Annotated in this window: 6 protein-coding genes, 1 tRNA gene and 3 rRNA genes; 4 read left to right on the forward strand and 6 right to left on the reverse strand. The window is 37.1% G+C overall.

Annotated features, from left to right (window positions below):
• Positions 1 to 71: 71 nt before the first annotated feature.
• Positions 72 to 1916, forward strand: coding sequence for an asparagine synthase (glutamine-hydrolyzing) (gene asnB / locus OCU47_RS18025; protein WP_261829978.1), 1845 nt, complete (start codon positions 72 to 74; stop codon positions 1914 to 1916).
• Between the two features lie 157 nt (positions 1917 to 2073).
• Entirely contained in the window at positions 2074 to 2553 is a 480-nt protein-coding gene (locus tag OCU47_RS18030) for a PTS sugar transporter subunit IIA (RefSeq protein ID WP_261829979.1), read from the forward strand.
• Positions 2554 to 2939: 386 nt separating this feature from the next.
• Here the strand turns inward: OCU47_RS18030 and OCU47_RS18035 are convergent.
• The 5 genes from OCU47_RS18035 to OCU47_RS18055 all read right to left on the reverse strand — a co-directional run bounded on the left by OCU47_RS18035 (position 2940) and on the right by OCU47_RS18055 (position 9716).
• Positions 2940 to 3015, reverse strand: a tRNA-Lys gene (locus OCU47_RS18035).
• 6 nt (positions 3016 to 3021) lie between these two features.
• Positions 3022 to 3139: ribosomal RNA gene (gene rrf, locus OCU47_RS18040) — 5S ribosomal RNA — on the reverse strand.
• Positions 3140 to 3232: 93 nt separating this feature from the next.
• Positions 3233 to 6134, reverse strand: a 23S ribosomal RNA gene (locus OCU47_RS18045).
• A gap of 346 nt (positions 6135 to 6480) precedes the next feature.
• A 16S ribosomal RNA gene (locus OCU47_RS18050) occupies positions 6481 to 7995 on the reverse strand.
• Together the 16S, 23S and 5S rRNA genes with 1 tRNA gene alongside form the textbook arrangement of a ribosomal RNA operon.
• Positions 7996 to 8786: 791 nt before the next feature.
• Complete coding sequence (locus OCU47_RS18055; protein ID WP_261829980.1) at positions 8787 to 9716, reverse strand: GNAT family N-acetyltransferase; 930 nt, start codon at positions 9714 to 9716, stop codon at positions 8787 to 8789.
• 281 nt (positions 9717 to 9997) lie between these two features.
• Between OCU47_RS18055 and OCU47_RS18060 the strand changes: the two genes are divergently transcribed.
• Entirely contained in the window at positions 9998 to 11209 is a 1212-nt protein-coding gene (locus OCU47_RS18060) for a class I SAM-dependent methyltransferase (RefSeq protein ID WP_261829981.1), read from the forward strand.
• 116 nt (positions 11210 to 11325) lie between these two features.
• Entirely contained in the window at positions 11326 to 12000 is a 675-nt protein-coding gene (locus OCU47_RS18065) for a DUF4230 domain-containing protein (RefSeq protein ID WP_261829982.1), read from the forward strand.
• 313 nt (positions 12001 to 12313) lie between these two features.
• Here OCU47_RS18065 and OCU47_RS18070 read toward each other — a convergent pair whose 3' ends face one another.
• Positions 12314 to 13075: a tRNA threonylcarbamoyladenosine dehydratase gene (locus OCU47_RS18070; protein WP_261829983.1), complete on the reverse strand. Its 762-nt coding sequence runs from the start codon at positions 13073 to 13075 to the stop codon at positions 12314 to 12316.
• Positions 13076 to 13104: the final 29 nt, after the last annotated feature.

The following is a 13104-nucleotide window of genomic DNA, read 5'->3' on the forward strand; positions in this document are numbered from 1 at the left end:
ACCACTTTGAAATGTAACTGAAACTAATGTTTTCACATATAATAAACCATATTACATTAGAAGGTGATTGTATGTGTGGAATCGCAGGTTGGGTAGATTTTTCAAAGGATATATCTGCTCATGAAGATATTCTTAAAAATATGACTGATACATTAAAATTAAGAGGTCCAAATAGCTATGGATATTATGTTAAAAAGAATGTGCTTTTGGGGCATAGAAGATTAATAGTAGTAGACCCTGAAGGTGGTAAGCAGCCAATGACTAAAACTTCTTTCGGAAAGGATTATACAGTTGTTTATAACGGTGAGCTATATAATACAGAAGATTTAAGGAAAGAACTATTAGCTGCAGGCTTTACATTTAATTCTTATTCTGATACAGAGGTTCTACTAACTTCATATATTTATTGGGGTATAGATTGCGTAAGAAAATTCAACGGAATCTTTGCTTTTGCAATATATGATACAAAAAACAATAGCGTATTTCTTGCAAGAGATCCTCTTGGAGTAAAACCTTTATTTTATACTAGAAAAAATAACTCATTAATCTTTGGTTCAGAAATCAAAACTCTATTGGCTCACCCAGAAGTTAATGCAGTTATTGATAGAGATGGTTTAACTGAACTTTTTGCTTTAGGCCCAGCCGTAAGACCTGGCAGTGGAGTATACAAAAATATAAGTGAAGTTCCTCCTGCTCATTATTTACTTCTTACCTCTGATAATAAGCTTACTCTAAAAGAATACTGGAAAGTGTCTGCAGAAGAATCTAAGGAAACTGAAACTGAAGCTATTGAACACACTCGAGATTTATTAATTGATGCTATTAAAAGACAATTGGTTGGAGATGTTCCTTTGTGTACATTCTTATCAGGAGGGCTAGATTCAAGTGCAATTTCTGCTATAGCTTCAACTGAATATAAGAATAATGGTAAAACTCTAACTACTTATTCTATTGATTATGAAGATAACGCTAAATATTTTAAATCTTCATTATTTCAACCAACTTCAGATCAATTCTATGCTGAGATTATGGCTAAATATATAGGTAGTGATCATAGGACAGTAGTACTAAATCATGAAAACCTAGCTTCCTCACTTAAAGAAGCTGTGATTGCTCGTGATTTACCTGGTATGGTCGATATAGATTCTTCATTATATTTATTCTGTAAGGAAGTAAAAAAAGACTTTGTAATTGCACTTTCCGGAGAATGCGCTGATGAATTATTTGGTGGCTATCCTTGGTTTACAAGGCCAGAATTGATGAATGCTACAACTTTCCCATGGTCAAGATTTGTACCAAATAGAAAGCAAATCCTATCTAAGGAGCTAAAATCTTTAAAAATAGAAGATTGCACAAATGAAAACTATCTTGATACTTTAAAGCAAGTACCTCACTTAGATGGTGAAACTCCTGAAGAATATAGAATGAGAGAGTTGTTCTATCTAAATATAAAGTGGTTTATGCTTACTCTATTAACAAGAAAAGATAGATGCAGTATGGCAAATAGCCTTGAGGTAAGAGTTCCTTTTGCTGATTACAGAATCGTTCAATATGCATTTAATATACCTAATAACTTTAAATTCCTCAATGGCAGAGAAAAAGGATTGCTTAGAGAATGTTTAAAGGGTATTTTACCTGATGAAATTATTTTTAGAAAAAAGAGTCCTTATCCTAAGACACACAATCCTATCTATACAGAGATTGTTTGCAATGAAATGTCTAAAATACTCCAAGATCCTACTTCTCCAATTTTGGATTTAATAGATACAGAGTTTGTAAAATCAATGGTAGAAAGTAAAGGTGCATCCTATACTTCTCCTTGGTATGGGCAATTAATGACAGGACCTCAACTAATTGCTTACTTTATTCAGATTAATTTATGGTTAAAAGAATATAATGTAAAAATCGAGCTATAATAATAATGCTTATTTATATTTTTATATTGACAGATTTTTTATAGAAGCTTATAATCATAAAGAATATGTAACTGTTAAATCAGGCATAAGTTTCTACTGAGACTTATGCCTTTTTATATTACAATCATAAATACATATAAGAAAGGAAGTTTTTAATATGTTTAGTTTTTTAAAAAAGGATTCTAAATTTTTAGCCCCAGTAGATGGAAAAGTTATTAACTTATCTGAAGTTCCTGATCCAGTATTTGCTGAAAAAATGGCTGGAGATGGTGTTGCAATTGATACTACAGGCAACACTATTGTTGCACCTTGTGATGGAGAATTATCACTAATCTTTCAAACAAATCATGCATTTGCAATGACATTAAAAGATGGTGTTGAATTACTTGTACACATAGGAATAGATACGGTATCATTAAATGGTGAAGGTTTTGAAAGACTTGCTGAACCTGGAACTAATGTTAAAGCAGGTACTCCTATTATAAAGATAGATAGAGAGTTTATTACCTCTAAGGGAATCTCTCTAATTACACCTGTATTAATAACAAATGTTGATTCTGTAAAAGACATTACACCTGCTGTTGGTATCAATGTTTCTGCAGGCGTAGATGCAATATTAACATACAAAACAAAATAATTTTATAAATATTATTAAACTAATGGTGTAACATTTATCTACCATAACATAATCTATTGAAGAATACGTATTGTAATATAAAATTATATGTTATATAAAAATTGAAACTTACCACATGGTTTCAACAAAAAAACACATGATATTTTCAAATCTTTTGATAATATCATGTGTTTTTTTATCCACATAAACTTAAACTTTATCAGCTTTTCTGTGGATTATTATATATATGTGTGGATAATAAATTATTTATGATGCTTAAAATGTATTATTAACATAAAACTTGTGGATTACTTTTAATTTACCCCAATATAATTGTGAATTATTTTATGCCACTAATAATTAAATTTGTTGCAATAAAAAAATCACTTAACTTTCGTTAAGTGATTTGGTGATCCACCCGGGAATCGAACCCGGGACACCATGATTAAAAGTCATGTGCTCTACCGACTGAGCTAGTGAATCATACTGACCTGGCGACCACTTACTCTCCCACACAGTCGCCCATGCAGTACCATCAGCTGTAATTGGCTTAACCATCCTGTTCGGAATGGGAAGGGGTGTAACCCAAAAACACATCATCACCAGATTCATGGTTTGCAGAAATTTCTACAAACAAAAGAACTTTTATGTTCTTTCAAAATTGCACACAAGTTTTATCTCTTTTTGTTAATCTATTTTATTGGTCAAGCCCTCGATCTATTAGTATCAGTCAGCTAAATATGTTACCACACTTACACCTCTGACCTATCAACCTTGTGTTCTTCAAGGGATCTTACTAGCTTACGCTATGGGAAATCTCATCTTGAGGTGGGCTTCACGCTTAGATGCTTTCAGCGTTTATCCCTTCCCGACTTAGCTACCCAGCCATGCTCCTGGCGGAACAACTGGTACACCAGAGGTCAGTCCATCCCGGTCCTCTCGTACTAAGGACAGCTCCTCTCAAATTTCCTGCGCCCGCGACGGATAGGGACCGAACTGTCTCACGACGTTCTGAACCCAGCTCGCGTGCCGCTTTAATGGGCGAACAGCCCAACCCTTGGGACCTACTTCAGCCCCAGGATGCGACGAGCCGACATCGAGGTGCCAAACCTCCCCGTCGATGTGGACTCTTGGGGGAGATCAGCCTGTTATCCCCGAGGTAGCTTTTATCCGTTGAGCGATGGCCCTCCCACGAGGTACCACCGGATCACTAAGCCCGACTTTCGTCCCTGCTCCACTTGTAGGTGTCGCAGTCAGGCTCCCTTCTGCCTTTGCACTCTTCGAACGATTTCCGACCGTTCTGAGGGAACCTTTGGGCGCCTCCGTTACTTTTTTGGAGGCGACCGCCCCAGTCAAACTGCCCATCTAACAATGTCCCGTCACCAGTTTCATGGCGCCCGGTTAGAATTCCAGTACTGTCAGGGTGGTATCCCAAGGGTGACTCCACCAAGGCTGACGCCCTGGTTTCTCAGTCTCCCACCTATCCTGTACAGACAATACCGAAACTCAATGCTAAACTACAGTAAAGCTCTACGGGGTCTTTCCGTCCAATCGCGGGTAACCAGCATCTTCACTGGTACTACAACTTCGCCGGATTTACAGTTGAGACAGTGCTCAAGTCATTACGCCATTCGTGCGGGTCGGAACTTACCCGACAAGGAATTTCGCTACCTTAGGACCGTTATAGTTACGGCCGCCGTTTACTGGGGCTTAAGTTCATACCTTCGCTTGCGCTAAGTATTCCCCTTAACCTTCCAGCACCGGGCAGGCGTCAGCCCCTATACATCAGCTTTCGCTTTAGCAGAGACCTGTGTTTTTGCTAAACAGTTGCTTGAGCCTATTCTCTGCGACCTACTCTCGTAGGCACCCCTTCTCCCGAAGTTACGGGGTCAATTTGCCTAGTTCCTTAACTGTAATTCTTCCGCCGGCCTTAGGATTCTCTCCTCACCTACCTGTGTCGGTTTGCGGTACGGGCACTATTTCTCTCCCTAGAAGCTTTTCTTGACAGCGTGGAATCAGATACTTCGGAACCGTAGTTCCTTCCCCATCACACCTCAAGATTGTTGCGACGGATTTGCCTATCACAACTCTCTAAGTGCTTAGACTAGCATCCAATAGCTAGCACATCCTATCCTCCTGTGTCACTCCATCGGTAATAACGATTAATAGTGGTATCGGAATATCAACCGATTGTCCATCACCTACGCCTTTCGGCCTCGGCTTAGGTCCCGACTAACCCTCAGCGGACGAACCTTCCTGAGGAAACCTTAGGTTTTCGGCCTGTGGGATTCTCACCCACATCTCGCTACTAATGCCAACATTCTCACTCGTAATCAGTCCACCGCTCCTTACGGTACGACTTCAGCCCGATTACGACGCTCCCCTACCCATCAGTATAACTGATGCCGTAGCTTCGGTGGTAAGTTTGAGCCCCGAACATTTTCGGCGCAGGATCTCTCGACTAGTGAGCTATTACGCACTCTTTTAATGAGTGGCTGCTTCTAAGCCAACATCCTAGTTGTCTTGGAAATCCCACATCCTTTTCCACTTAACTTACACTTTGGGACCTTAGCTGACGATCTGGGCTGTTTCCCTTTTGACCACGGATCTTATCATTCGTAGTCTGACTGCCGAACTAATAGTATATGGCATTCGGAGTTTGATAAGGTTCAGTAAGCGCTATGCCCCCTAGCCCATTCAGTGCTCTACCTCCATTACTCATATTCGACGCTAGCCCTAAAGCTATTTCGGGGAGAACCAGCTATCTCCGAGTTCGATTGGAATTTCTCCGCTATCCACAGCTCATCCCATGGTTTTTCAACACCAACGTGGTTCGGTCCTCCACGAGATTTTACTCTCGCTTCAACCTGGCCATGGATAGGTCACCCGGTTTCGGGTCTACAGCATGCAACTAGTCGCCCTATTCAGACTCGGTTTCCCTTCGGCTCCGTACCTTAAGTACTTAACCTCGCTACATACCGTAACTCGTTGGCTCGTTCTACAAAAAGCACATCATCACACTCATATGGTGCTCTGATCGGTTGTAGGCACACGGTTTCAGGTTCTATTTCACTCCCCTCCCGGGGTTCTTTTCACCTTTCCCTCACGGTACTTCTTCACTATCGGTCATCAGGTAGTATTTAGCCTTGGGAGGTGGTCCTCCCTGCTTCCCACAAGGTTTCACGTGTCTCGTGGTACTCTGGAGCAGAACTATGATCTTCTCGTTTTACTTACAGGACTATTACCTTCTACGGTGTAGCTTTCCAGCTATCTTCAATTACGATACCTTCACGTTATGTTCTGTCCGCAACCCCAGAGATAAATCTCTGGTTTGGGCTCTTCCGCTTTCGCTCGCCGCTACTTACGGAATCGAGTTTTCTTTCTCTTCCTCTAGGTACTTAGATGTTTCAGTTCCCTAGGTTTACCTCCATACAACTATTTATTCATTGTACAGTACATGGGGTTTCCCATGTGAGTTCCCTCATTCGGAAATCTCCGGATCACAGGCTATGTGCGCCTACCCGAAGCTTATCGCAGCTTATCGCGTCCTTCATCGGCTCCTGATGCCAAGGCATTCACCATGCGCCCTTTGTAGCTTGACCTCTAACAAAAAACTAACTTCGTATTACTTTGTCGCTTTCCTCGCTGCGCTGCTCACTTACCTAAGTAAGCTCTGCTGCTCGCTCGTCAGCTCCGCGTACTACTCGTTTCTTTTTTGTTGATGTGTTATCAAAACACATCGTGCCTATCTTAACAAAGTTACTAAATCTAAATTCGCATTTGAATTTGACATTTGAGATATTACATTAAAATGTAATTTTTTATATACTTATGTGCAATTTTCAAAGAACAAAATTCTGAGAGAAGATCTCTCAAAATTAAACAGAGGATAACCAGTCTTCGTTTTTATCCAAGTACATGTTTCCATCACTTAGATGTTCTCCATAGAAAGGAGGTGATCCAGCCGCAGGTTCTCCTACGGCTACCTTGTTACGACTTCACCCCAATCGCTGACCCTACCTTCGGCCGCTGCCTCGCTTACGCGTTAGCTCACGGACTTCGGGTATTGCCAACTCTCATGGTGTGACGGGCGGTGTGTACAAGGCCCGGGAACGTATTCACCGCGACATTCTGATTCGCGATTACTAGTAACTCCAGCTTCATGTAGGCGAGTTTCAGCCTACAATCCGAACTGAGACAAGTTTTTGAGTTTTGCTCCACCTCACGGTATTGCATCTTTTTGTACTTGCCATTGTAGCACGTGTGTAGCCCTAAACATAAGGGGCATGATGATTTGACGTCATCCCCACCTTCCTCCTGGTTAACCCAGGCAGTCTCGCTAGAGTGCTCAACTAAATGGTAGCAACTAACAATAAGGGTTGCGCTCGTTGCGGGACTTAACCCAACATCTCACGACACGAGCTGACGACAACCATGCACCACCTGTCTTCCTGTCCCCGAAGGGACTTCCTCGATTAAGAGTAATGCAGGAGATGTCAAGTTTAGGTAAGGTTCTTCGCGTTGCTTCGAATTAAACCACATGCTCCGCTACTTGTGCGGGCCCCCGTCAATTCCTTTGAGTTTTAATCTTGCGACCGTACTCCCCAGGCGGGATACTTAATGTGTTAACGGCGGCACAGAAGGTTGGACCCTCCTACACCTAGTATCCATCGTTTACGGCGTGGACTACCAGGGTATCTAATCCTGTTTGCTCCCCACGCTTTCGAGCCTCAGCGTCAGTTATTGTCCAGAAAGTCGCCTTCGCCACTGGTGTTCTTCCTAATATCTACGCATTTCACCGCTACACTAGGAATTCCACTTTCCTCTCCAACACTCTAGACTTCCAGTTTGGAATGCAGCACCCAAGTTGAGCCCGGGTATTTCACATCCCACTTAAAAATCCGCCTACGCTCCCTTTACGCCCAGTAAATCCGGACAACGCTTGCCACCTACGTATTACCGCGGCTGCTGGCACGTAGTTAGCCGTGGCTTCCTCCACAGGTACCGTCATTATCGTCCCTGTAAACAGAGCTTTACAACCCGAAGGCCTTCATCACTCACGCGGCGTTGCTGCATCAGGGTTTCCCCCATTGTGCAATATTCCCCACTGCTGCCTCCCGTAGGAGTCTGGGCCGTGTCTCAGTCCCAATGTGGCCGATCACCCTCTCAGGTCGGCTACGCATCGTCGCCTTGGTGAGCCGTTACCTCACCAACTAGCTAATGCGCCGCGGGTCCATCTTATAGCGGATTACTCCTTTGATGATTCTACCATGCGATAAAACCATGTTATGCGGTATTAATCTTCCTTTCGGAAGGCTATCCCCCTCTATAAGGCAGGTTACCCACGTGTTACTCACCCGTCCGCCGCTAGATCGTCTTCCGAAGAAGACTCTCTCGCTCGACTTGCATGTGTTAAGCACGCCGCCAGCGTTCGTCCTGAGCCAGGATCAAACTCTCAATTTAAGTTTCAAGTTTAATCTTAGCTTTCGCTTAAAAGAATTGCTGGTCTTAAAAAAAGTTCATATGAACTATTAGTTTCCTCTGTTTAATTTTCAAAGATCATCTTGTTTTATCTTGTCACCATTTGGCGACTTATTTATTTTATCATCGAAAGTGTTTTGTGTCAACACTTTTTTTGAAAAGTTTTTTGTGAAATTCAAACTTGTTTGTGTTGAATTTTTCACACATCGCTTAGCGACAAGACATATCTTAACACATATGAACATGTAACTTATAAATAATTCTACCAATATGGATGTTTATTTACAATATACTCTATATTATTCTTATATCCTCTTAATTTCACATATTGACACTCCGGGTTGGGTGTATATTAATATTATCTCTCATACTATATAAAATCTAAAAAATATTGTTCAACAAAGTTATTAATAAGTAATAAATAAGAACTGATGAATACTAATTTACAGTGACATACCAAGTGAAACTTGATTCAGGTGGGGTGTATCCCCATCTGAATCTTAGTTGAACTTATCCAGGAGTGTGCAGCCGTTATCTCCAACTTAAGCAGAAAACCTAAATCTATGATTTAGTGTGAATCAGTTAAGCGACCATCATCAAATCTATGATTTGATGATGGTCGCTTACTCTGTGAGTACTCATCTAACTTTAGGAAGGGGAGTTTCATATAAAGCTGGAGTGTTACGGATGCTAGCTATCGGATAAAAACAGCTCATGATTTCTATTTCTAAAACCATAAGCTATTAATCTATCATTTATATAATTAAGTGAGTTTATTCATTTATTTTATAGAAAGTAATATGGTCTCTCCATTCTCCATTTATATATAAGTAGTCTTTATTAACCCCTAATTCTTTAAATCCATTAGCTTTAAGTACAGCTTGTGATTTAATATTATCCGTTAAGGTACTAGCTTCTATCCTATGTAATTCCATTTCATTAAATATATAATCAGAAACTAACCCTACAGCTTCTTTCATATATCCTTTTCCTACATAATCCTTATCCATAGCGTAACCTAAAAAGCAACTTTTAAAAATACCATATACTATATTTGAAACTTTTATTCTTCCTATAAAATTATCTTCCTTAAATATACCTAATGTTATATCTGTTCCTTTTATAAACTCTTTATAAGTATCCTTTAATATTGCATATTGAGTATTTATAGTATAAAAAGATTTATCCCTTTGCGGTTCATATTTTCTCAAATGCTCTTCATTCCTAATATAAAAGTCTAACATAGCCTCTGCATCACCAGGAGTTAGATTTCTTATAAAAATATCTTTTCCTACTAACTCTACATGATCTATCTTTTTGCTTTGATTATAATCATTAATATTAATTCCAAATAATAATTCACTCTTTCTAATATTGTTGCTAATTATAGTATCTGTAATTATACCTTCTAAAATAAATCCCATGTTTAGAAATACATTTACATCTAAATCTTCTGAAACAAAAATATTCAGTTTAAATATTCTACCATCATTAAAAATAACTCTGCAAAATTTGTCTAAGGCTTCAGCTAAAAGTCTATCATCATTTACTCTATAGAATTTCAATCTAATATCCATTGACTTATTAGCTAATTCTAGCTCTATTATTTTTATTCTTCCTATTATAATATTACTGGCATCTCGTATAACGTATACTGAGTCATCGTCTTTTACTCTATCAATACTGACATCTTTATTCCTCACGAAGATCTCTCCCTAAATATAAAATTAACTAAATAGTTTTTTGCTAATAAAATTATATCATAAATTCAAGATTTATTTACAAAATATCCATCATTATATTACTATAACACTTTACTGTTTTCTTTCATATTGTTATTATTTATTATAAACATATATGATTTCAACAAATATTGATATATACTAACGCCCTATATTTTTTACTACTTATAGTAGTGTTTATATTTCAGTAAATTGATAATTATATATGTATATAAAAACTCTATAAATTTATGAGGTGCAAAATGAATAAACAAAATATAAATAAAATGAAATTACTATTACTTGGATTAACAAATAGATTCGCTGAAGATTCTAATGTGTTTAAAGGAATTTATGTTACTTATAAAGCTGGATTAAAAGAATTTAATGGTACTGGATCCTTCAATGCAGGAAAAATAGATTATAACTTTAATGGAAAGACAGACACATTAAGTATCGATGAAGTTTTCGATAAAATCTGCTTAGAAGCTGAAAAGTATGATGCAGCAATTGTAACCTATAGTGAACGTGGTTCTAATTTAACATTAACTTGCGACAACAAGAATGTAAAAATGAACACTACTGAAGTAAAAGAAATCTTAAATCCAAAGGATAGCATTGCAAATACAAAAGATTCTCATTCAGTAGGGGAAGTATCTACCTTGCTAAATAGAAATTACTATATAAAAGTAGGAAAAGCAGATGCTCTATTAAAAGAGATAGGGATTATGAGCAAAGATGGCAAAATAAAAAATGATAAAATAAGAAAATATAATCAAATAGATCATTATGTCGAATTACTTGATGGAATTCTAGATTCATTACCAAATAATCAAACAATAAATATATTGGACTGTGGCTGTGGCAAATCTTATTTAACCTTTGTTCTTAATTATTATCTTACAGAAGTTAAAAAGAGAAAATGTCATTTTATCGGGTTAGATATTTCTGAAGGTGTAATAGAAAGTTCAAAGAAAATGGCTTCTCACCTTGGATATAGAAACATGGAGTTCCGTGCAATAGACATTAAAAATTATGTACCAGACAAAAAAGTTAATTTAGTAATGTCTCTTCATGCTTGTGATACTGCTACTGACATGGCACTAGCTTTAGGTATTAAGTTAAATTCAGATTGTATAATAGCAGTTCCTTGTTGTCACAGAGAATTGCTAAATCAATATAAATTTGATCCTATGAAATCAATATTAAAATATGGAATATTAAAAGCTAGAATTGCAGATGCACTTACAGATGGAATGAGAAGTATGATGCTAGAAGCTAAAGGATATGACGTTTCTGTTGTTGAATATATTTCGCCGTTAGAAACTCCTAAAAACTTAATGATTCGTGCAATAAAAACTTCTAATTCTAAGGAAAAGCCTGAAATACTTGATGAATATATAAGCCTTATGGCTCAGTTGAATGCATACCCAGCTCTATATCAATTTCTAAATGAAGGTTGGTCTGCATACTAATATATTAGGCATCTAGAAATAACTATTAAGTTCAAATAAGTTGGTATATGGACTTACTTATTTTTCAAAGATGCCTTAAGCTATAAACAATAGCTTTTATAAGGGAGGAAACGAGATTGAATAGAAAAAAGAAAACTACACCCTTATTTGCTAAGATTAAGCTTATAAAAAGCATTACTATCTTACTGATATTAATCTTAGTAATTACCTTTGGTTATTTTAAAATATTTAAGAAAGATCCAAAAACTTATGTAGTTCCTAATGCTGCAAATGATAGTTTAAAAATTACCTCTGAAGAAACTATAGTTAATAAAATACATGAAGTTAATAAGTTAATTTCTTTACAACTAGATTTGAAAGAAAATATGATTATTGATAATAGCTGGGGCGATTGGGAAGTATTTAAGAAAATCCAGAAAATCCACTACTACGGTGTGGGCAGTTATGCGGTTGACTTATCTAATCTTTCAAAAGACAAAGTAAATGTTGATAAGCTTACTGGAACAGTTACTATAACTATTCCTAAACCTCAAGTGGATTCTGTGACAATCGATAGAGATAAGACCACCTATGAAACAACCGATAATGGGTTGTTAAGATTTGGAGATATAAAACTAAAGGCAGATGAATATAACTTCGTTGAGAAGGAAGTTATGAACAAAATGAAAGACAAGCTTAACGATAAAAAGATTTATGACCAAGCTGTATCAAATACTAAGGATAACTTGAAAAATATTCTTCAATCCTTAACTAAAGATTCATCTAAAATATCAATAAATATTGAAGCTTAATCTCAATATATTGCTATAATTAATAATAAGCTTAAAACAATAAAATCATTTAATTAAATAGGGTTTGCTACAAAATAACTTGTAGCAAACCCTTCTATATTGGTTAGCTTTTATCCGATAGCTGGCATCCGTAACACTCCAACTTCTTTAAGTTGGAGATAACGGCTGCACGCTCCTGGACGAGGTACCCCTTGAGGGTGTAAGTTCAACTAAGATTCAGATGGGGATACACCCCACCTGAATCAAGTTTCACTTGATGTTTTATCTTCAAAAAATATAACTAAACATACATGCGTAGTCTTTATATTTTATACTAGTATTTTATATCTAACAAATCTCTAACTACTGCTGAAGCTATTATCATTCCTGCTACTGGAGGTACGAAAGATATACTGCCTGGGATTTGCCTCTTACTTGCACATTTCTTTGTTCCGCCTGTACATACGCATCCTGTTTTACAAGTAATTACTTCTTCATCCTTTGGCTTTAGAGGTATTTCTTCTGAATATACTACCTTTAGCTTTTTTACTCCTCTCTTTTTAAGCTCATATCTCATAACCTTAGCAAGAGGACATACTCTTGTTTTATATATATCTGTTATCTTAAATTGAGTTGGATCTAATTTGTTACCAGTACCCATAGAACTTATAAGTTTTATATCATTTTTCTCACAATATACTGCTAAAGCAATCTTTGCTGTGATAGTATCTATAGCATCTACTACATAATCGCAATCCTCTGGGATTATATCTTTAATATTATCTTCTAACACAAAAGTTTGATAAGTAATTACATTACATTTGTGATTTATTGATAATAATCTTTCTTTCATTACTTCAACCTTAGGTTGACTTATAGTATTATATGTAGCATGTATTTGCCTATTTAAATTTGTTAAGCATACTGTATCATCATCTACAATTATAATTGTACCTACTCCAGCTCTTACTAAAGCTTCTATAGTAAAACTTCCAACTCCACCTACTCCGAAAACAACTACCTTTGAGTTCTTTAACTTTTCTAAACCTTCTGCACCTATTAATAACTCAGTTCTTGATAATGAATGTTGTGGCATAATTTTTTCTCCTTTATTAATATCTATAT

The sequence above is a fragment of the Clostridium sp. TW13 genome, from assembly GCF_024345225.1.
GTDB lineage: Bacteria > Bacillota > Clostridia > Clostridiales > Clostridiaceae > Inconstantimicrobium > Inconstantimicrobium mannanitabidum.